Below are 22,014 nucleotides of genomic sequence, written 5' to 3'. Positions count from 1 at the left end.
ACAATGCTCCTTAACGGAAGATGCGCCCACCAGGTGTAACCCAAACAGCAAACGATATACAACACGCTTCGTGGCAAGAGTTCACAGCTTTCATTGCCAACGAAAGCGTTTGCAATTACGGACCAACGTTACACTGATTTTCCTGACAGACCAATGTTAACGATTGTAACGAATTCTCTAAAAGGAACGGCCACCTTCGACGCGTCTTATCGCTATCGCTATCGCCTCACCCGATCATGGTTAACCGAGGGCCAAAATCTACGTCAGGTCACATTTATTATGCTCAACCCCAGTGAGGCCGATGCAGAAAAGGATGACCCCACCATTCGAGCCTGCTCACAATTTGCCCAAAGATGGGAATATACCCAATTAAATATAGTGAACTTGTTTGCCTATCGCACCTCTCAACCGTCAATTTTGAAGCACATCAACGATCCGATTGGCCCAGAGAATAATCGTTACTTACATGAAGCATCTGCAACAGCGGACGCCGTGATTTTGGCCTGGGGCAATTGGGGCAGCCTGCTCAATCGACACCAAGATGTCCTAGATTTACTTGCCATCCATCACCATAAGTTCTACTGTCTAGCCCGCAACCAATCGGGCCAACCTCGCCATCCTTTATATATCAAACGGACTACTAGACCGACACCTTGGCAGCAAAATTCCTAAAGACAGACTAAGAGATAAAGCAACCCTTCATTCACTCAAAGTGCAGAGGCTTCCATTACGCAAGCATTTAAAATTCTTAACCTTACTTGCAAAGTAATTTAACTTCTTTTTTGCGAAAAGCTTAAACACTTAAAATTGAGGAGCATATAAAGAGATACAGTGTCTAACCTTTCCTGACCGAAGCTACCTGCCTCTTGGCCATAGCTAATATAGCTAGAAAATTTTACTGAATTACGATTCCAACGTTCAACAAATTCTATATGGAATGGAAATACTGTTTTCAACCAGTAATCCTCAACCATAAAGTCAATGCGTCTAATACTTCTGGCACCTTAACTAACTAAATCCTACACATGGACTTCCTTAGATTTTTTGATGCTTGTGATCCCAGCCGCACTCTAATCATCAGTAAGCCAGAGGATCGGCAATATTATGTTGATTTTGCTGAAGTTCGTGGGGGCAAAATTATCGAAGCAATTGAACGCACCATTGCACTTAAATCATTTGGGGGAGAATCAAGCTGCCAGCTTTTTACAGGGCACATTGGCTGTGGGAAATCTACCGAGCTTCGTAGGCTACAAGCTGACTTAGAAGAGCAGGGTTTTTATGTAGTTTATTTTGAATCCTCGCAGGATCTTGATTTAGCAGATGTAGATGTTACGGACATACTGTTAGCAATTGCCCATCGCATCAGCATCAGACTTGAGAATATTGGCATTAAACTTAGACCATCTTATTTTGAAAAACTTTTTAAGGAGGTGTCCGAACTTCTGCAAACACCTATTGAATTTTCAGAATTCGAATTCTCTCTACCAATTGGGTTGGGAAAGCTGACTGCCTTAACGAAAGAAAGCCCCAAAACCCGTGGACGCCTCAGGCAATATCTTGAACCACTGACAAGCAGCATTCTAGAGGCACTGAATCAAGATGTCCTTGGCAAAGCCAATCAAGAACTAAAACTACAAGGTAAAAAAGGCTTAGTTGTCTTGGTTGATAGCTTAGATCGGGTTGACAATCGAGTGAATGATGCAGGACGTCCTCAACCTGAATATCTCTTTATTGATAGAGGCGAGCAATTACGAAAGCTCAATTGTCATGTTGTATACACAATTCCGCTATCTTTAACCTTTTCTAACGATCACCAAACGATGATCAATCGTTTCGGTGGAGGAGTACTGACCAAAACTCTACCCATGGTCCCAGTTCGTCTACGTAATGGCAATACATGTATGGAAGGAATGAATCTACTGCGCCAGTTAATTATGGCCAGAGCTTTTCCTGATGTAAGCCCTCAAGAGTACCAGAGTTTAATCTCAGAAGTGTTTGATGACACAACTACATTAGATAGACTTTGCAACATTAGCGGTGGACATGTTCGCAACCTTTTAGGCATGCTTTACACTTGCCTTCAAGAAGAAGATCCTCCCTTAAAGCGGACTACCCTTGAGAGGGTGATTCGCGAGTACGCTGACCGTTTAAGAATGGCAATCACCGAAGATGAATGGAAGTTATTACATGGTGTAGAAGAGAGTAAAAAAGTTAGTGGAGAGAAAGGATATCAAATTCTGTTGAGAAGTCTTTTTGTCTTTGAATACCATGACAAAGATGGAGGTAGATGGTTTGATCTAAATCCACTCATTAAGTCAAAGACCTAAAGAAGCGGACTTCAGAAACCTGATTCAACTCTCAGGAAATAGCTTAACACTAGTTCAGATTACAATTGTGACTATCCACCTTTCAGAGCTTACTAGCTATGGACCAGGCAAAAGATTCAGTTAATCTAACAGAAAACAATAAGCGTTCTTTAGAAAAACTAGCCAGGACACTTAGGCTAACGGGTGGTCGTAGATTTGAACTCGTGCTTGCTCGCTCCAACTATACTCCCCTACGCGACAAGATTTTACAACTTTTATATCAACAATCTGAGGTATCTATCCATACTCTAGAACTACCTAAAACGGCCCGGCAATTATACACACGGATACAACAAAGTTTCGCAGATCAGACACCTGAAGCGTTATGCATTGTGGGCTTAGAATCCGTAGAGAAATTAGAAGAGTTGCTATTATCAACTAATCAAGTACGAGAGGAATTCAGAAAGAATTTTGGTTTTCCAATAGTTATTTGGGTAACTGATGATATTTTAGGCGAGATAATTAGGTTAGTTCCTGATTTTCATAATTGGGCAACTCCAATTACCTTCGAATATGCAGCTAACGAACTAGTCGATCTTCTACAAGAGCGTTCTAAGAAACTATTTCAACATATTCTTGAGTCCGCTACAGAATATCCAGCAGAAGAAACAGTATTAACGTCAGCCTGGAATGCTCAAGAGATCAAGGAATATCTAAAAGCAAAAGAAGAACTAGAATTCCTAAATTATCAACTATCTCAAGAAAACCTTGCAACTTTAAAGCTCTGCATCGGTCGTGAAGATTACAGAAGCAATCAATTTAATAACGCAGTCACAAAATATCAGTATTGCTTACATCATTGGCAAGCTCTTAATGATAAAAGGAAACAGGGCATTGTCCAATTTCATCTAGGACTTTGTCACAAGCGGAAATCTGAGCTGGAGCTAAATCATGTTCAAAACAACCTTCAAAAAGCAGAAACTTATTTTAAACAATGCTTAGCCAGCTTCAATTCTGCTAATCGCTCAGATTTAGTGGCTTGTTTTATTGGTCAGTTAGGTGAAGTCTTATTACGCCTAAAGCAATGGAACAATTTAAAGGTATTAACCGATCAATCACTGAAGCTTCACCGGTCTGGTCAATCAACAGCCAATAATGCGCGACTTGCAAGAGACTATGGTTTTTTATCTCAAATATCTTTACATAACAATGACTGGGAAGCAGCCCAGTCATATGCAGAACAAGCATTACAGTCTATTCAATTAGCTCCCGTATCACAACGCAAGCATCGAGCTTTCTATCAGCTCGCTCGCGCGCAGGCTTTGCAGGAACAAGGTCAATTAACAGAAGCGGCCACTTGCTCAAAAGAGGCAAGACAAACTCTTAGGTCGCTATCCGATCCAATACTTTGTATTTCTATATTAAAGCAGTTGCGTAAGTTATTTATTGCACAACATAACTACCTAAGCGCTTTCGAAACAAAGCAAGAACAACGGTCTCTAGAAAGCCAGTATGGATTACGGGCATTTATCGGTGCAAGTCGACTCCAGCCAAGTCGACAGCTGGGTTCTAGTATCCTTGGAGATTCTAACCTCGAAAACGTTGCTCAAGAAATCTCTGTTTCCGATCGACAGCGAGATATTGATAAGTTAGTCAACAGAATTTCAAGAGATAACTTCAAATTGACAATTATTCATGGACAGTCTGGTGTAGGTAAAAGTTCGACTGTACGGGCAGGGTTAATTCCTACGCTTCGTGATCGGATTATTAAAACTCGCGATGTTTTGACCATAACCTTACAGTACTACAATGATTGGATAGACGACTTGGGTCGTCAATTATGTGACAATTTAAACCGTCATGAGGAAGACGTAACCAATCCTCTAGACTCGGGAGCATCAGTTTTAGCACAGCTAAGGCAAAATCAGTATCGATATATTAGCGTCCTAATATTAGATCAATTTGAAGAGTTTTTTATTGGCCATTCCAATCAGGAAGAGAGAAAGTCTTTTCTTCAATTTTTAAGTCATTGCTTCAAGATTCCCTATACAAAAGTCATTATTGTAATGAGAGAAGATTATCTCCATTACTTGCTAGAGTTTGAACATTTGGCAACTGATGATTATTACATCACTAATGATATTCTGAGCACAAATCACCGCTATGAAATTGGCAATTTCTCACCGGAAGATGCCAAGGCGATCATCCAAAGTCTCACCGAAAGAACTCAGTTTCATCTTGAACCAAAACTAGTGGATACCCTAGTCAACGATTTAGCTGGTGATATACAGCAAGTGAGACCCATTGAGCTACAAATAGTCGGCGCTCAACTTCAAACAGAGGGCATTACAAAACTAGATGAATATCATGAAAAAGGGCCAAAATCTTCTCTAGTTCAACGTTATCTAGAAGAAGTCATTAAAGATTGCGGGCCTGAAAATCAGCAGGCTGCCAATTTAGTGCTATATCTCTTGACAGATGAGAATGAGACTCGTCCCCCTAAAACCAGGGACGAGCTAGAAAGTGCCTTAAGGTCTTTAGCAAGGAATTTAGCAACCGAGGCTAATAAGCTAGACCTAGTATTGCAGATTTTCGTAAAATCAGGGCTAGTATTCCTATTGCCTTCATTACCAGCTAGTCGCTATCAACTAGTGCATGATTACTTAGTATCTTATATTCGCCGTCAGCAGACACCTCGTATCAGTGAATTGACAGCTAAACTTGAAGAAGAAAGAGAACGACGTCAAGCAACCGAGATACAGAAACAGAAGATTGAACAACAAAGAGATGCGTTCAAAGAAATAAACAAGAAATTAGAAGCGGAAAAAGCACAACGACGTAAAACTGAAATAGACCTACAACAAGCCAAGAGGCTTTTTCGTAGAGTCATTATTGCCTCGACAATCGCTATCGGCACTGCTATTACTCTAGTATCTATCGATGCACATTTTAAATATCAAGATGTATCTCTACAATCAGAGAAAGCTGAGTTAGAGAGAGAATCTTTGCAAATGCTGCAACAAGTTGAATCTGATCCTCTGTCATCACTTGTTAATGCCATGGAGTATGTGCAGCGTGCGAAGAAACTAGTTAGAGATAAATCATCGAATAGTACTTCTACCTATAGCCCATACTATGTGTTACAGCAAGTGCTTCATGAAATTAGGGCAATCAACCAAATTCACGGACATGAAGGCCCTGTTCATAAAGCTATATTTAGGCCCAACAAAGATGAATTGTTGACCACCTCCCGAAGTGGGACAGCACATCTTTGGAATATGCAAGGAGAAAAATTAGTTGAATTCCCAGCTTCTCAGACACCGATTATAGACGTAAGTTTTAGTCAGGATGGACAAACTATAGCGACCGCATCTGCAGACAACATCGTAAAAATTTGGAATCCAGACGGTCATTTAATACAAGAGTTACCAGTCGAGCAGCAAGAAAGCAGAATCCGTAGTATCAGTCTGAGTCCTGATAATCAATATATAGCAATAGTATCTATAATATCAGCTGATAGAGAGGCTGATATAGGAATTACCCAGCTATGGAAGTTAGGGAATCGACATAATAATCCAATAACTTTAAGCAATCAAAATAAGCCTATTTTTGATGTTAGCTTTAACCCTGAGGGTACAAAGATTGCAACTACTTCAAGCAATGGCAAAGTTGAATTATGGGACTTAACAGGTAATAAAATTCAAACTTTATCTAATGGCAGTACAGCTGATGTACTTGACATTACCTTTGATACTACAGGCCAATTCTTCGCAACTGCTTCAGCAGACGGCAATGCTCATATTTGGAGTGTAAAAGATGGTTCTAGTACTAGCTTTGACCATGAAGGACAAACATTATTGGGCGTAAGTTTTAGTGCTGATAGAAAATATTTAGCAACAGCAGCAGCAGACCAAACGGCTCGCGTATGGGATCTTGAAACTGGTCAACAAGTACGTAAACTTAAAGGGCATTCTAATCAAGTTTTAAGTGTTAGCTTTAACACCGATCCACAAAAAAGTCATATTCTGGCAACATCCTCAGAGGATGGTAGTGTGCTCACATGGGACATAAGTGACAAAAAAGTAGCAGGTTTTACTAAAAAAGACAATAACACTTTCCGGACTATACAATTCAGTCCTACAGGCAAACACCTTGTTGCTGGGGCTGTAGATGGCAGTCTTTACATATGGGATTTTACAGAACAGAACTCTCCGTTGTTAATTGATCAAATGTTAGACAAAGCGACGCCAGCATCTTTCAATTTACATGAACGTCAAATTAACAGCGTCCATTTCAGCCGGGATGGAAAGCTAGTTGCTTCAGGTTCAGCAGATGGCTCAATTGTTATCTTTGATATATTCCAAAAGAAGATAAATAGAAGAATTAAGTTTGATAAGCCAACTAATATTTGGGACATTGACTTTAACCCAAACAAAAAACATATAGCTAGTGTTAACGCTTCTGATGGAACTGTTAGGATCTGGGATTTAGATGGAAATTTAGTTGAAAGCAGGCTATCTACAAACGATAAAGCCCTACACACTGTTAAGTATAATGACGATGGCACATATATAGCTGCTGGTGGAGCAAGCGGTCAAGTTACAGTTTGGGATTATAACAAGAACAAAGTACTGCAAGACTTTGAAGTGCATTCATCTCCAATTTTAGATCTGATTTTCACACCAGATAATAAGTATCTAGTAACCGCCTCAGCAGATGAAAGTATTGTTGTTATAGATCTAACTGCCCAAAAAGAGCCAAGGAAAATCATAGTCAAAAACTTCAGAGCTCATACTGATTCCATTTTAGACATAGAAATTAGCTCCAAAAATCAAATGATTGCGACAGCCTCAGAAGATGGCAACGTTAAATTGTGGAGTATTAATGAGGGCTTAGCAGATATAAGGAAACAGTTATTTGCTGAGTATAGCTACAATGAGGCTGTCCGAAGTATTAGATTTTCACCCGATGAGTCACATTTACTCATCACTTCGGATAATGGACAGACGGATATGTGGGAAATTGACTCTACGCTGGACAGTCTACTAGACCGCGGCTGTCAATGGTTAAAAGACTTTAGCTACAATCGCCCTGAAGTTGAAAAAGCACTGACAGTATGTTCAGCAACACCTATCGCTTCCAAAAAAGTTCCTTAATAAACTCACATCGGAATCAAGAAGGGGTAAAATCGATTCAAAACCTTCTCAGACAAGCATTTAGATGATCTTTTTGTTGCTCTTAAAACTTTATATATCAAAGGCTCTACTATTTCTAATTAAGCCTATTCAGTAAAACTCCATGGGTAAGTCCAAAGTAAAATCTTGCTTATTTAGGTTTTACAAAAATTGAATTTCTTAAATACAAAACAGCAAATACAAAAATCCTAAGGTTAGATATAAAAATATAATCCACTATTCAGAAACGCCAATTACTCCAATCACTCCAATCGTTCCAATCGTTCCAATCACGCCAATTAATCCAGTCGTTCCAGTCGTTCCAATAATTTCTCCATTGAGATATTGCAGTTCGCGAACTTTTTGGCTCTAGCACCTGGTTACTTAGATTCTCAGACTTTTCAAAGCTTGATTCAGACACTCCATCAAGCTGCCGTTGGCTCAACTGAGACCGAACTGACTCCACTCTTTCCTCTATTGATAGGACACCTAACTTTTTTTGATGATAATCAAACGCTATATTCTCTGCAAGTACAGGGGTAGAGAACGTGAGTCCAACCGCTGCTGCACAAGCAGCAACCATCTTGTCGAATATTCTAAAAAGCTTATCGCGAATAGGTATCATAAAACGCTTTGAGACCTCGACCTATATTCTTATTCTCATCAATGACTCAGAACTTAACAAGTTCTTACAAAGAACTGCTACATTAAACTCATAGGCAGCAACTCTATAATAAGGAATAAAGTTGCTTACAGAGTAGGACCAGACTAACCTTGATGCTCTCCTCTCAAGGATATATTCTTACTTGTCTAGTAGAATAGTCCGATCAAGAGCTTACACGTTAATTAGACTAAAAAGCTTTAAGAAAAACAATTAACCTATGACATTTTATCTAATGTCATACCAATTATCCTTTTCTTGCATTGCAAGAGGCCTCTAAACATTTCTTGAAAGGATAATAAACTGAGTTTTTTCATAAGTAAGACTTATGAAAATTTAGACACCTACACATTTTGACTGCTATCAAACATTGACTTTACAGCTGATTTAAGAGCTACACAACCTAATAGTGATGTAATTATCAAAATTTATTAGACATACACATCACGAAAGTTAGCAACACTGATTTATATCCTAACTCTAGAAGATTGCTAAAACAGAAGAATTACAGGAATCGAGCAATTTATGATGTCTGTTGCATATCATTCCCATCATTTTTCCAATCATTCCAATCATTCCAATCGTTTTTCCAATCATTCCAATCATTCCAATCATTCCAATCTTTCCAATCTTTCCAATCTGTTTGAGAAGTTTGAGTCCCTCTATTCAGGGTATGCAGGATGTCTTGTTCATTATTCATCTTCGCATAGGAAGATTTGGCATCAACTGATTTCAAAACCTCTTGGCGAATTCTCATAACTCTTTGTTCAATGGTTAAAAGCCTCTCATCAGCTTCTAAAACACCGAAAGCCTGGACTGGTTTACTTTGCAAAAAGTACATCACTAAGCCCAAAAGTGCGATGAAGAGAGCATTTGGAGGTTTCCTGCCATATTGTTTATGCATTAGTAGATGATTCCTAGATACTAAAATTGCAGTTAGGTACTTTAGGGACAACTCCCTCACCCCTTATTTGTCCAAGCTCTCCAACAAATATCCTCACTTAGCAAGTCAATGGACTTCACATTTATAAGTGCTAATCTAAGAAGTTATTTACCAGCCCAAGTCCCTGCTCAAGATCATGGAGAATAATATCCGTCAAAATTTGCTTCGAAAATTTACAGTACATAGTTTCAGCCGAATTAAATGAGCCATTTTCAAAGTATTTGTTAGAGGGTGCACCTCCCCCGCATACAGAAAAATATTGGCATTGTGATTTACAAAGCTCGACTCCTTTTTGAATATCAGAATTTATCTGCTGGAACTTCTGTGTTTTATAAATTAATTCAAAGCTATCCTGTAATACATTACCAAACACAAAGTCTCCGTAAACTGAACTCTTCATAGATAACAGCTCAGGAGAAAAAGTCGATATATCTCCACTATAGGAAACATTAAGCATTGTAAAAGGAACATGTTGCCCTTTTGTGATGTCAGCTTTTCCAACAATAATACTGCGAGTCTGCTCAAACTCTCGGATCTTTAAAGCTTCTGGATTTTGCTTAGTGAGTTCCAGCAACCTTGTCATGAAAGCTCGATATCGAGCTAGTGCTTCATCCCCCTCCAGAGAAGACGTCTCATTTGCACCCTCCTCTTCGTCAACATTAAATCCAACATGTCGAATCCCACTCTCAACAAAGAAATCAAAGATTTCATCAGGGTAATCTAACGATGCACTAGTCAAGACCGCTATCACATGCAACCCAATTCCGTTCTCCTGCAGCAATTTAACACCCCGCATTACACCACTATGGGTGCCCAGCCCTTTTCGAGTTATCCGATGAGCATCATGCAAAAAAGCAGGGCCATCTAAACTAATACCTACGTTGACATGATAACGATTGAATAAATCACACCAACCATCATTAATGAGAGTGCCATTGGTTTGAATTCCATGCCTGATCTTGACTGGCTCAGCATTCAGTTGGGTATTTATCTTTTCAATTCGGCTAAACGCTTCTTCATAAAATTCTACTGGCATCGTTAAAGGCTCACCAGCATGCCACACCACAGTAAAACCTTTATCAACTAAGTCGCTCTTGAAAAGCTTCTCAAATAGTGGGTTTAGTAAATCTAGCGAAAACTTTAGTTTGAGATGCCTATCTGGCAAGTAGCAATAGTCACAGTCAAGATTGCAGAACGTTGTTGGCTGAATAACAACCAACTTCACTGGACCAACTTCCAAATGCTCAGAGGGTCTTTCAACTAATTGACGAATCGATTTTTGGACAAAAGAGATCATAATCGCCAACAGATAACCATTAGTAAGGCATACCACCTTAATTTTACTGATAGTTGATTACTATGGCTTACTGAAAGATTAGACATTTAGCTACATAATGCAATACTATTCATACTTCGCCACCAGTCACACGTAAAAAAGATAGTTCTCCTACCAATAATGGCGATATACCTGAAGAATAAAATCACGGAAAACCAAAACTTTCAATGATTATCGATGAAGTGTAGTACATCACTTAGACAAAAGTATAATGGCCTGTATACTTAATAAAAATTCAGAATTTGCAGACTGCCGTTGTAAAGGCTTCGACGTGTTACTCCAATGAACGTTTAAGGTTAAACCCATCCCAGAATACGCCCTTGCTTACCGTCTTAGCTCAAGTAGACTCGATACAAAACTTAGCCATAGCGCATTAGAACTAATATGACACCACAGAAAGCGTCCGTAGTGGCCAGGCTCCCTCCGGAAAATTAGTGCTTCAATAGAAATGATATGCAGAGTTCTCAAGCAGTAGGCAGTTATGCAGGACCATCATCATGAAACTATCTATTTGGATTTATACAGCTGTATTGTCTAGCACGTTGATGATTCCCATGTTGTCCAAAGGGATAAAGGGCATCAGCACCAATGAAGCACAGGACCTAGCGGTGAATTCTTATGGATTCTGTGATGATCCTGTTAATGATCCTTCAGGCTGTAGAGCATCCTAGGATTTGAACCTAAGAGTTAACGTGAGTCTGATTTTTTATTGGGCAAGATGCGATCGCAAAATTCTTTGATTTTTTTGATTTCCCCTAAGCTTTCTCTTTCAGAAGTGTTCATCTCCGCAATATTTTGTTGAGTATCTTTGCTATAGCGACTTTCTAAAAAAGGCATTGCGGGCCGACAACCATTTGAAATTAGCATTTTGAGTAGTGCACGATTCTGATTGCGCCCATTGATCTCTAGCTTAGATAAATCCCATAGCTCCCAAAGCAGAACATCCTCATCTGAGCTCGATGAAACTATAAACTCATTGCCATTAGGAGAAAGATCACTATTTTTAGGAGCAAACTCAACACTCGATACAGCTCGTTTATGGCGCTCCAATACTGAAATCAAATCCCCTTGGGCTGTCCAGAGCCTAACGCTACCGTCTTGACTAGATGAAGCCAAAAACAGCCCATCACCACTAAAGCTCACTTTAGTTACTGGATCAGTATGTTCATTCAGAGTTCTAATCAATTCACCTGAAGCATTCCAAAGATTAATCTTGCCATCTTTGCCACCTGAGGCGATGATGCCATCCTTAGCAGGTTGAATCGCAACCGTTAATACACTGCCTTCATGCTTTTCTTCAGTTAGCGATCGCAGTTTTGGCTTCTCCCCCAATATTCCTTTTTTAGGCATTTGCCATAGATAAATTCCTCTGCCAACAGCATCACTTTCTGCACGAGTGCTAGTAACCAATTGCTGATTGTTCTGACTAAATGCAACACCAGTCACATCGTTAGAATGTTCCAGTGTTACGTATCGGTAAAGTTGCTCACCCTCAAATCTCCAAAGTTTTAGGGTTCTGTCAGTTCCTACCGAAGCTAACCACTGACCATCAGGGCTAAAGGCTAAATCTAAAACTTCCTCCGAACTAGACTCTTCATCCATCGGATCAGAATGGGCATCCAAGACCTGTATCGGCTTCTCTGTGTGAAAATCTGGTTTCCAGAGCCTGATTTGGCCATTAGAACCACCTGCTGCCAGTATCCTGCCATCGGGACTATAGTCCACTGCTAGTACTTTGCTATCTTGTCCAAATGCAATATGAAATCGTGGAGTACCATCAGGTCGCCATACTCTAACAGTCTTCCTCCCACCTGAAGCAATCATTCTGCCATCAGGTCGTAAGGTTACGTCATACACATCACTGTTGTGAGGTAATGGTTGAATTGGACTATCGATATTCCAAAGCCGAATATCGCCACTATCACTCGCGGAGGCTAATACCGATGCATAACCAAGCGTAGCTTTTGGAGAAAAAGCAAGGCTAGATATTTCATCTTCATGACCTTCAAAAGCCTCTATTTGAACACCCTTATCTCGCAACCACAAACGCACAATCCCATCCGCACCTCCTGTAGCTAGTACGTCATCTTGAGGGCCAAATACTACCCTATACACCGGACCTTGATGGCCTCTAAGAGTATGGACTAATTCTTTACCTTCCTTTCCACGAGGATTCCAGAGCTTCACAGTGCCGTCAAAACTAGCAGATGCTAACGTTCTTCCATCAGAACTAAACACAATTTGATAGACATCACCGTCGTGATCCGCCAAACGACGAACAGTTGCTTGCTTAAGGTTTTGAACTTGAACAACACCGCCGTAGCCTGAAAAAGCTAGCAAAGAACTATCTGGACTAAAAACTAACGTAATGAGATATCGGAGATTTTCTGGTACTTCATACTGAAAAGTATTGATCAACCTGACAAAAGGTAACCCTTCAGGATTATGGCTAATTTCCCATAAATGAACTAATCCTTGAGCATCAGCTGCTGCTAAGTATTTGCCATTAGGACTAAAGACAAGGGTTGAGACCGGTGCTTTACCTTGATACTCAAAATTAATCAGAGTAGAAAATCCATCATATCGAGTCCACAGAAACACTTGGCCATCTTTCCCTGCCGAAGCTAGATACTGACCACCTGGGCTAAAGGCAATGCGATTAACACGATCGCGATGTGATTGAGACAAGACTTTAGTTAGTTGCCCAGTACATCCCCACAACTTGATAGTTCCATCTTCATCACCTGTTGCTATATCGCTTCCATATGAGCTGTAAGAAACTGTTCTAAATGCCTTTGATGGAATACCACCTTTATCTATATTAAATCTTGTAGCATTTTGCGAACATGATTCTCCTTGATCATCTGTCTCTTTTCCCAACCCCCAAAAACGAACAGTTTTATCAACACTCACTGAAACTAATTGCTGACTATCTGGGCTAAAAACAACAGAATAAACTTTCCCATCATGGCCCTCTAAACGATTAATTTCACTAAGATTAAGGGCTGTTCGATGTAGTACAGTTGTCGCTTTTGCCTGCAAATCAGGACGCAAAAGTCTCACAAACAAGTAGTGATGGTTAACCCGTTCTCCTGCCTGTAAGCCAGTCACTAAGGCATCTAACCCCTTAAGATTATCCAAGGATTTTACTAACGCCTTAATCTCACTGAATGTTGTGGCTAACAAAAGTGTAGAAAGCCCTGCAAAGATCCCCAATATTGCAGATATCATCACCCACTGACGCTTTCGCTGTAGAGCCAAATAACGTTGACTTGCTTGTATATATTCATGCTGACGAGGAAGTAGAAGATCAACCTCTCGATTATCTGTTTGTTGAAGATATTGACGCTTTCTACGCCAACCTTGTACCTCTTTAAACTCGTGACGCCCCATCAAAAACCTATCTGAACGTTCACGATCAGACCACTCATAGGCCTTGACTAAAACCTGTCTGTAGACTTTCAGATCGTCCAAGTTGGTTTTCAGTGCATCTAATAATTGTTGCAACGACTGATCAAAAGACTGCCCATGCCTCACAAAAGACACATACTGAACAGATGATAACCCCATAGCTTGAAAAACCTCTCGGTTATAGTCATTACAACTAATAACTGGGATAATTCGCTTTTTATATTTTTTAGCCTTTTCAAACTCCCATTGACAATTTTTAGAAGTAAGAGAGTCAGGACAAACAACAAAAATAACAGTATGAGCATAACGTATCCCCTCTTCTGCCTCATCTCGCCAATTAGCAGCCACAGGAATCCTATCTCAATCAATCCAGACCTTCCAACGCTCATCCTTTAATGATTGATTCAGTTTCTCGACAAAATGCTTGTTACTGCGAGAATAAGAAATGAAAATATCAGGTGGGCTCTTACTAAAATACTCAGATGTTTCATGGGCTCGATCCACAGTCTCCAAGAAAACTTTTTGAATCTTAGTAAATTTAAACTGTGCTCCCAGCTTATGAGTCTCAATCCAACGCTTCTGTTTTTTAACCTCTTTGAGGTCTTCTAAAGTCAACAAATACGATTGAGGACGGCCCTGCTTATCCCATTCATTAGCCCGTGCTAAAAGTCTCGTATAAGTTTGTAGATGAATAATGTTGCAGGCGACTTGTTCAAACACCTTGCCCACTAGCGGAGAATTCAAATCTAAGTACTGTAAATCATCCAGGCTGAGAGTCAGCTCATGTATATCAGCAAATGAATTCTGATATAGAAGCACAATAAGTTTATTTAAGCGTTGGGCTAACCTGAGCCCTTGCATTATTTTTCCATTACCTAGTGCTGCATTAGAAAGCACTAAGACAAAAACATCAGCTCCAAGAATGCCATCTTTTATTTGTTTTTCATACGTACTATCACCATCTAAAAAATGATTGAAATCAGGAATATCATCAAAATCGATCCAAGGATCCAAACCTTGGTCACGAATGGCCTGATCCAAACGTCTGACGAAATCTCCATCTTGGGGAGTATAACTAATAAAAATATCGTTATTCCGTGGCTTCACCACAGCAATACGCCTCAGACGATCTTCTTTAGGCCGTTGATAAGCGAGGCGTAGCTTATATTGAGTCATCCTACTGATTAGACTCATACACACTCAATCGGTAGCCTATAGACATCTCCTTAAACATACATCAAGCTTTTCCAAAATATGCATATTCACTGATGTCCGTAAAAGATAGCAAGTGAAATTGACATGATTTTCCTTGAAGAGAGCCACATCTACCATATGAATTTGATTTGTAGTAAGCTCCCACTAAACTCACCTAATCTCTAACCATAACTTTTGCCCAGCTTAATATACTGAGCTAAACACCATGCGTGAACTGAGGCAAACTCTCTATTTAAAAGTATTTAGCCAGTTAAATAATGCCAGTTAAATACTGATCAATGGCTGAGCCAGTTAAAATTGTGTCAAGTTTACTGCTCCAGTCCAAGATATCAAGAAGTTTAATTCTATTTTCCGAAAGGTACATTTAGACTGAATATCTACTTTGCTCTTTGTTCCCAAATACAGCAAGTGCTCTAAGCACTCTCAAGTTTATGGCTAACAAACGTTATATATGTTCTTGCTTAAGGCAATTAGACCTGAAGCAAATAGCAAGGTAGGAGGCATCAATGCGCAAAAACTCTACCGACGACGCCTTCAAATATACGTTTTCTAGTGGCCAAACAGCCTACGTGCTAGATGTACCAGATACCTTCAGTTACGCCAAATCTTTAGATGCGTTGGGATTAAACTTGCCATCCCCCAGCATGGTAATCATCGGTGGGGCAAGTAAGATGAGTCCAGAAAGTAAAGTTAGAGTAGAGCACCTATTCACAAAAGTCTTAGCTCCAATCGCTGAAACCTATGGAGTTACAGTTTTTGATGGAGGAACAGACGCTGGTGTTATCCAAATGATGGGACAAGCACGCCAGCATATTGGTGGTAGCTTTAACTTAGTCGGCGTTGCCCCAAAAGCAAAAGTCAACTTACCAGGCCATTCCCTCAACTTAGCTATTGATATTGAAACCAGAGAACTTACTGATTTAGAAGAACATCATACGCATTTCGCCTTAATTCCAGGTATTAACTGGGGAAACGAATCACCTTGGCTTGCCCATTGTGCATCCACCCTAGCCGATCGCTACCCTTCAATTACTATTTTGATTAATGGTGGAAAAATTTCATTGAGTGATCTAGTACTCAACCTTTCCGTCGGTCAGCAAACCATAATCATTGCGGGCAGTGGTAGATTGGCAGATGAGATCGCAAACACTATTAGTGGACTCGCACCTTCCACTAATTCTATGATTCAGGATCTAGTGAAATCTTATTACCCAAGCCAGCTGTCAATCTTCGAGTTAAACAAACCTCTAGATGCCCTAACCAAGCAATTGAAAATGCATTTCAATCTTAAGGTAATCTGATAGCTGATATGTGCAACAGCTATCAAGCTTATGAGTTAGGATAAATCGCCTACAGAAGCACCTGATCGAAAATTGCTCGATTTCGCATGGAATCGGCACAAAGTGTATAGCAAAAATGCAAGCCGTTATCGCGCTCGCTTTGCATTTCTGCGCAATCTACTATTAGTTCTAAGCGTTGTAGTTGTTGCATTATCAGTTATTGATGCCTCTCTGACTAAATTACAACTTACAAAGATCGATAGTATTAATCACCTCCAAAAACCATTTCTATCTGGTATACACATACTACAGCCCACACTTCAGCATTGCCTGATCATTCTCCCAATAACTATCTCCGCTTTGCTGGCTTTTGCCGTAAAGTTTGACCGAGGGAATAATTGGCTACTTCTAAGAGGTAGCGCCGAAGTCTTAAAAAGTGAAATCTACTGCTATCGAACCCGTATTCGAGAATATAAAGAAAATCGAAATGAGATTTTAGCCCACAAGACAAAACTTGTCAGCGAACGACTTAAAGGAAGCGCTGTACACCAAGCTGCTCTTAATCCTGATGAAGAAGAACCACCTTCACACTATAAACTCGGCTGGGTAATCAAAATAATTACCCTCTCGATTAGACTAATTGGCAAATTGTTCCTGCAACTATGGAATCAACTTTTTGGTCTCGAAAAACTAAGTGAAAAAAATTCTATTCCAGACGATGAGTTTTCAGATCTCAGTGCCGAAGATTATCTGAGATACCGTCTAGAGGAGCAATTCTTTTGATATCGCAATAAAAGCCAACAGCTAGACCGACAACTACAGTTTTTAGAAGGAAGTATTTATTTTTTTGGGGGATTAGGAACCTTGCTAGCATCGGTTAAATGCAAAGCTGGGTAGCTATCACTGTTGCCTTAACAGGTGCATTAAGCAATTATCTTGACTTTAAGCGTGTAGAAGCAACTCTGGTTGGTTATAACCGGGCGGCAGATGGACTTTATGATGTCGAAGCCTGGTGGAATAGCTTATCACTAGATCAAAAACAAAATTCTAAGAACTGCGAACGACTGGTGATCAGTACCGAGGCTATTATTCGGAGTGAACATGTCAGCTGGTTGCAAGATATGCAAGATAGACTGGCCGAAATGTACGGCAATACCGAAAATGAGACCTATCCTGAGAACAACAATGAAGACCAACAGAACAAATCAGGTTGAGAATAACTCTTCAAACCCATGATAGTCATAAGAGATATGACCAAATATAATATCTGTTCTTAGCTTTGAATGTTAAGCTCTGGAAACCTGATGTAGCACAGAAATAAAACTAAAGCGCATCATACTGCAATTAGTATGATGCGCTTTGTAGATTAGGACCCTGGCACCGAGCTATTTTCACAAGGGGCAACCCCCTCACTATCTTCACCGCAGGTGCGTTTCACAACCGAGTTCGGGATGGGTCGGAGTGGGACCACACCGCCATTGGCACCAGGAAAGCTATTGAGCTTACTGTTAATCTCTCAGTAGAGCCCTGAAAGACTGCATAGATTAGTATTAGTTCGAATAAGAGTTCATCCATGAGACCCCTTGACTGATAGGACAAGCCCTCGGTCTGTTAGTATTCCTCAGCTTCATACATTGCTGCACTTCCACTTAGAACCTATCAACGGGTCGTCTTCCCGTGACCTTACTGGATTAACTCCATGAGAGCACTCATCTTGAGGTGGGCTTCCCACTTAGATGCTTTCAGCGGTTATCCGCTCCGCACTTGGCTACCCTGCGTTTACCGTTGGCACGATAACAGGTACACCAGAGGTGCGTTCTTCCCGGTCCTCTCGTACTAAGGAAGACTCCTCTCAATGCTCTTACGCCTGCACCGGATATGGACCGAACTGTCTCACGACGTTCTGAACCCAGCTCGCGTGCCGCTTTAATGGGCGAACAGCCCAACCCTTGGGACGTACTACCGCCCCAGGTTGCGACGAGCCGACATCGAGGTGCCAAACCTCCCCGTCGATGTGAACTCTTGGGGGAGATCAGCCTGTTATCCCTAGAGTAACTTTTATCCGTTGAGCGACGGCCCTTCCACTCGGTACCGTCGGATCACTAAGGCCGTGTTTCCACCCTGCTCGAGTTGTCACTCTCGCAGTCAAGCTCCCTTATGCCTTTACACTCAAAGGCTGATTTCCAACCAGCCGGAGGGAACCTTTGCGCGCCTCCGTTACCTTTTAGGAGGCGACCGCCCCAGTCAAACTGCCCACCTGATACTGTCCACTAACCGGGTCACGGTCAATGTTAGAATCCTAGCCTTGATAGAGTGGTATCTCACCAGCGACTCACTAACACCCACAAGCATTAGTTCTATGTCTCCCACCTATCCTGCGCAATCAAAGCCCGAACCCAATACCAAGCTACAGTAAAGCTTCATAGGGTCTTTCTGTCCAGGTGCAGGTAGTCCGTATCTTCACAGACAATCCTATTTCGCCGAGCCTCTCTCCGAGACAGCATCCAGATCGTTACGCCTTTCGTGCGGGTCGGAACTTACCCGACAAGGAATTTCGCTACCTTAGGACCGTTATAGTTACGGCCGCCGTTCACCGGGGCTTCGGTCGCTAGCTTCATCCGAAGACTGACCAGCTTCCTTAACCTTCCGGCACTGGGCAGGCGTCAGCTCCTATACTTCCTCTTTCGAGTTTGCAGAAACCTGTGTTTTTGGTAAACAGTCGCCTGGATCTCTTCACTGCGACCCCCGTTAAGGGGTACCCCTTCTCCCGAAGTTACGGGGCCATTTTGCCGAGTTCCTTAGAGAGAGTTATCTCGCGCCCCTTAGTATACTCAACCCACCCACCTGTGTCGGTTTACAGTACGGGTCTGTTCGCTTCATTACATCCACAGCTTTTCTAGGCACTATCGTTCACTACGCAGCTTCCGTAGAAACTTCCCAATCCATTTAGGGTGTAGCTAGTTGTCATGCGTCCCTGCAATGCTCCACAAACAAAGTTCAGGAATATTAACCTGATATCCATCGACTACGCCTTTCGGCCTCGCCTTAGGTCCCGACTAACCCTCCGCGGACGAGCCTTCCGGAGGAAGCCTTAGGTTTTCGGGGTAGATGATTCTCACATCTATTTTCGCTACTCAAGCCGACATTCTCACTTCTGCTTCGTCCACACCTGCTCTCGCTAATGCTTCTCACTACTACAGAACGCTCCTCTACCACTTGATAAATCAAGTCCACAGCTTCGGTACATCTCTTAGCCCCGTTCATTTTCGGCGCAAGAACGCTTGACCAGTGAGCTATTACGCACTCTTTCAAGGATGGCTGCTTCTAGGCAAACCTCCTGGTTGTCTCAGCATTCTCACCTCCTTTATCACTTAGAGATGATTTGGGGACCTTAGCTGATGGTCTGGGCTGTTTCCCTCTCGACGATGAAGCTTATCCCCCACCGTCTCACTGGCAATGTATTCACTGGGTATTCTGAGTTTGTCTCGATTTGGTACCGCTCTCGCAGCCCGCACCGAAACAGTGCTTTACCCCCCAGCTATAATCACTACCGCTGCGCCTAAACACATTTCGAGGAGATCCAGCTAGCTCCGGGTTCGATTGGCATTTCACCCCTAACCACACCTCATCCGCTCCTTTTTCAACAGAAGTCGGTTCGGTCCTCCACTTAGTGTTACCTAAGCTTCAACCTGGACATGGTTAGATCACCCGGGTTCGGGTCTATAAACACTGACTATCGCCCTTATCAGACTCGGTTTCCCTTTGGCTCCGTCATTCTCGACTTAACCTGCCAGTGCTTATAAGTCGCCGGCTCATTCTTCAACAGGCACGCTATCACACGTTTAATCGTGCTCTAACTGCTTGTAAGCTCATGGTTTCATGTTCTATTTCACTCCCCTCCCGGGGTTCTTTTCACCGTTCCCTCGCGGTACTATTCGCTATCGGTCACACAGGAGTATTTAGCCTTACGAGGTGGTCCTCGCTGATTCAATCGGGATTCCACGTGCCCCAACCTACTCGGGATTCAGCTAGTATCCTTCAAATTTCGACTACAGGACTCTCACCTTCTTTGGTTCACCTCTCAAGTGATTCGTCTATCCTCCAGATTCCATATCGCTGTCCCACGACCCCAACTCTGATAAGAATTGGTTTAGGCTCTTCCCGCTTCGCTCGCCGCTACTAAGGGAATCGAGTTTTCTTTCTCTTCCTACAGCTACTAAGATGTTTCAATTCGCTGCGTTCGCTCGTACCCACCTATAGATTCAGTGGGCCGTACGTAGGGTTGCCCCATTCGGAAACCCACGGATCAATGCATGCTTCCTGCTCCCCGTGGCATATCGCCGGTAACCGCGTCCTTCTTCGCCTCTGTGTGCCTAGGTATCCACCATGAGCCCTTTGTAGCTTGACCTCTCAGTCTTTTTACTAAAGGTTCTCTGTGTCGAACTACCTATTCGACTAATCTATGCAGTTGTCAAGGTTCTCGCTAGACCTAAATCCAGCAGCCTATTCCCCTAGCCCATCTCTTAACAGACCTAAACAGGGTGCTGAAGTTATTCCTATCTCTGCCAATCTGACAATATTTGGTGGAGGTAAGCGGACTCGAACCGCTGACATCCTGCTTGCAAAGCAGGCGCTCTACCAACTGAGCTATACCCCCATCAGTGGGCCATCCTGGACTCGAACCAGGGACCTCACCCTTATCAGGGGTGCGCTCTAACCACCTGAGCTAATAGCCCCAGCCTATACAACCTAAACAATAGTTTGAAATTCCCTCAATCCTGTCACGACCTAGAGTGACCAATATCGCTCCTAATAAAAATTCGTTCGGAGTCGATTCGGTAGGTCTCCCTTAAAGGAGGTGATCCAGCCACACCTTCCGGTACGGCTACCTTGTTACGACTTCACCCCAGTCATCAGCCCTGCCTTCGGCACCCCCCTCCGAAAACGGTTAGGGTAACGACTTCGGGCATGGCCAACTTCCATGGTGTGACGGGCGGTGTGTACAAGGCCCGGGAACGTATTCACCGCAGTATGCTGACCTGCGATTACTAGCGATTCCTCCTTCATGCAGGCGAGTTGCAGCCTGCAATCTGAACTGAGCAACGGTTTATGGGATTAGCTCACTATCGCTAGTTGGCTGCCCTTTGTCCGTTGCATTGTAGTACGTGTGTAGCCCAGAACGTAAGGGGCATGATGACTTGACGTCGTCCACACCTTCCTCCGAGTTGTCCCCGGCAGTCTCTCCAGAGTGCCCAACTGAATGATGGCAACTAAAGACGTGGGTTGCGCTCGTTGCGGGACTTAACCCAACATCTCACGACACGAGCTGACGACAGCCATGCACCACCTGTCTCCTCGCTCCCGAAGGCACTACCCAATTTCTTAGGTATTCGAGGGATGTCAAGTCCTGGTAAGGTTCTTCGCGTTGCATCGAATTAAACCACATACTCCACCGCTTGTGCGGGCCCCCGTCAATTCCTTTGAGTTTCACACTTGCGTGCGTACTCCCCAGGCGGGATACTTAACGCGTTTGCTTCGGTACTGCACGGGTCGATACGCACAACACCTAGTATCCATCGTTTACAGCTAGGACTACAGGGGTATCTAATCCCTTTCGCTCCCCTAGCTTTCGTCCATCAGCGTCAGTCTTGGCCCAGTAGAGCGCCTTCGCCACTGGTGTTCTTCCTA

12 protein-coding genes, 2 tRNA genes and 3 rRNA genes are annotated in these 22,014 nt (G+C 42.3%); 7 read left to right on the top strand and 10 right to left on the bottom strand.

The window, feature by feature from the left end; genetic code table 11:
* The first annotated feature begins 153 nt into the window (after positions 1 to 153).
* The 3 genes from U2F10_RS22075 to U2F10_RS22065 all read left to right on the top strand — a co-directional run bounded on the left by U2F10_RS22075 (position 154) and on the right by U2F10_RS22065 (position 7,462).
* Positions 154 to 672 carry a DUF1643 domain-containing protein gene (locus tag U2F10_RS22075; protein WP_499873322.1) on the top strand — a complete coding sequence of 173 codons (519 nt, stop codon included), beginning with the start codon at positions 154 to 156 and terminating at the stop codon, positions 670 to 672.
* Positions 673 to 1,025: 353 nt separating this feature from the next.
* The gene (locus tag U2F10_RS22070) at positions 1,026 to 2,327 is read left to right on the top strand and encodes a P-loop NTPase family protein (protein WP_163660020.1); all 1,302 of its coding nucleotides are present in this window, start codon (positions 1,026 to 1,028) and stop codon (positions 2,325 to 2,327) included.
* A gap of 98 nt (positions 2,328 to 2,425) precedes the next feature.
* Positions 2,426 to 7,462: an nSTAND1 domain-containing NTPase gene (locus U2F10_RS22065; protein WP_499873321.1), complete on the top strand. Its 5,037-nt coding sequence runs from the start codon at positions 2,426 to 2,428 to the stop codon at positions 7,460 to 7,462.
* Between the two features lie 259 nt (positions 7,463 to 7,721).
* Here U2F10_RS22065 and U2F10_RS22060 read toward each other — a convergent pair whose 3' ends face one another.
* The 3 genes from U2F10_RS22060 to grrM form a co-directional block, all read right to left on the bottom strand.
* Complete coding sequence (locus U2F10_RS22060; RefSeq protein ID WP_499873320.1) at positions 7,722 to 8,105, bottom strand: hypothetical protein; 384 nt, start codon at positions 8,103 to 8,105, stop codon at positions 7,722 to 7,724.
* Between the two features lie 559 nt (positions 8,106 to 8,664).
* The gene (locus U2F10_RS22055; protein ID WP_499873319.1) at positions 8,665 to 9,045 is read right to left on the bottom strand and encodes a hypothetical protein; all 381 of its coding nucleotides are present in this window, start codon (positions 9,043 to 9,045) and stop codon (positions 8,665 to 8,667) included.
* Positions 9,046 to 9,175: 130 nt separating this feature from the next.
* Complete coding sequence (gene grrM, locus U2F10_RS22050; protein ID WP_499873318.1) at positions 9,176 to 10,381, bottom strand: cyclophane-forming radical SAM/SPASM peptide maturase GrrM/OscB; 1,206 nt, start codon at positions 10,379 to 10,381, stop codon at positions 9,176 to 9,178.
* Positions 10,382 to 10,917: 536 nt separating this feature from the next.
* On the opposite strand from grrM, the gene U2F10_RS22045 reads away from it, so the two are divergent.
* Positions 10,918 to 11,091, top strand: a complete 174-nt coding sequence (locus U2F10_RS22045) for a hypothetical protein (RefSeq protein ID WP_499873317.1) — start codon at positions 10,918 to 10,920, stop codon at positions 11,089 to 11,091.
* A gap of 16 nt (positions 11,092 to 11,107) precedes the next feature.
* Here U2F10_RS22045 and U2F10_RS22040 read toward each other — a convergent pair whose 3' ends face one another.
* Together U2F10_RS22040 and U2F10_RS22035 are read right to left on the bottom strand one after the other, a co-directional pair.
* Positions 11,108 to 14,179 carry a WD40 domain-containing protein gene (locus U2F10_RS22040; protein WP_499873316.1) on the bottom strand — a complete coding sequence of 1,024 codons (3,072 nt, stop codon included), beginning with the start codon at positions 14,177 to 14,179 and terminating at the stop codon, positions 11,108 to 11,110.
* A 12-nt stretch (positions 14,180 to 14,191) separates the two neighbouring features.
* Positions 14,192 to 15,007, bottom strand: coding sequence for a toll/interleukin-1 receptor domain-containing protein (locus tag U2F10_RS22035; RefSeq protein WP_499873315.1), 816 nt, complete (start codon positions 15,005 to 15,007; stop codon positions 14,192 to 14,194).
* A 545-nt stretch (positions 15,008 to 15,552) separates the two neighbouring features.
* On the opposite strand from U2F10_RS22035, the gene U2F10_RS22030 reads away from it, so the two are divergent.
* The 3 genes from U2F10_RS22030 to U2F10_RS22020 all read left to right on the top strand — a co-directional run bounded on the left by U2F10_RS22030 (position 15,553) and on the right by U2F10_RS22020 (position 17,540).
* On the top strand, positions 15,553 to 16,347 hold the full coding sequence (locus U2F10_RS22030) for a TRP family putative cation channel (RefSeq protein WP_163667107.1): 795 nt from the start codon (positions 15,553 to 15,555) through the stop codon (positions 16,345 to 16,347).
* Positions 16,348 to 16,449: 102 nt separating this feature from the next.
* Positions 16,450 to 17,109, top strand: coding sequence for a DUF4231 domain-containing protein (locus U2F10_RS22025; protein WP_499873314.1), 660 nt, complete (start codon positions 16,450 to 16,452; stop codon positions 17,107 to 17,109).
* 98 nt (positions 17,110 to 17,207) lie between these two features.
* Entirely contained in the window at positions 17,208 to 17,540 is a 333-nt protein-coding gene (locus U2F10_RS22020) for an SLATT domain-containing protein (RefSeq protein ID WP_499873313.1), read from the top strand.
* 158 nt (positions 17,541 to 17,698) lie between these two features.
* Here U2F10_RS22020 and rrf read toward each other — a convergent pair.
* The 5 genes from rrf to U2F10_RS21995 all read right to left on the bottom strand — a co-directional run.
* Positions 17,699 to 17,815 (bottom strand): 5S ribosomal RNA (rrf, locus tag U2F10_RS22015).
* 102 nt (positions 17,816 to 17,917) lie between these two features.
* Positions 17,918 to 20,734 (bottom strand): 23S ribosomal RNA (locus U2F10_RS22010).
* Between the two features lie 173 nt (positions 20,735 to 20,907).
* Positions 20,908 to 20,983 (bottom strand) — tRNA-Ala (locus U2F10_RS22005).
* A 5-nt stretch (positions 20,984 to 20,988) separates the two neighbouring features.
* Positions 20,989 to 21,062 (bottom strand) — tRNA-Ile (locus U2F10_RS22000).
* A gap of 115 nt (positions 21,063 to 21,177) precedes the next feature.
* Positions 21,178 to 22,014 (bottom strand): 16S ribosomal RNA (locus tag U2F10_RS21995); the annotation flags it as partial.

It is taken from the genome of Leptothoe sp. EHU-05/26/07-4 (genome assembly GCF_043421015.1).
Taxonomy (GTDB): Bacteria; Cyanobacteriota; Cyanobacteriia; order Phormidesmidales; family Phormidesmidaceae; genus Leptothoe; species Leptothoe turfae.
This window is presented reverse-complemented; position numbering and strand designations above follow the sequence as displayed.

Coding starts and splice junctions, on each gene's coding strand:
- U2F10_RS22075 (WP_499873322.1), top strand. CDS start 154: ATGTTAACGATTGTAACGAATTCTCTAAAAGGAACGGCCACCTTCGAC.
- U2F10_RS22070 (WP_163660020.1), top strand. CDS start 1,026: ATGGACTTCCTTAGATTTTTTGATGCTTGTGATCCCAGCCGCACTCTA.
- U2F10_RS22065 (WP_499873321.1), top strand. CDS start 2,426: ATGGACCAGGCAAAAGATTCAGTTAATCTAACAGAAAACAATAAGCGT.
- U2F10_RS22060 (WP_499873320.1), bottom strand. CDS start 8,105: ATGATACCTATTCGCGATAAGCTTTTTAGAATATTCGACAAGATGGTT.
- U2F10_RS22055 (WP_499873319.1), bottom strand. CDS start 9,045: ATGCATAAACAATATGGCAGGAAACCTCCAAATGCTCTCTTCATCGCA.
- grrM (WP_499873318.1), bottom strand. CDS start 10,381: ATGATCTCTTTTGTCCAAAAATCGATTCGTCAATTAGTTGAAAGACCC.
- U2F10_RS22045 (WP_499873317.1), top strand. CDS start 10,918: ATGAAACTATCTATTTGGATTTATACAGCTGTATTGTCTAGCACGTTG.
- U2F10_RS22035 (WP_499873315.1), bottom strand. CDS start 15,007: ATGACTCAATATAAGCTACGCCTCGCTTATCAACGGCCTAAAGAAGAT.
- U2F10_RS22030 (WP_163667107.1), top strand. CDS start 15,553: ATGCGCAAAAACTCTACCGACGACGCCTTCAAATATACGTTTTCTAGT.
- U2F10_RS22020 (WP_499873313.1), top strand. CDS start 17,208: ATGCAAAGCTGGGTAGCTATCACTGTTGCCTTAACAGGTGCATTAAGC.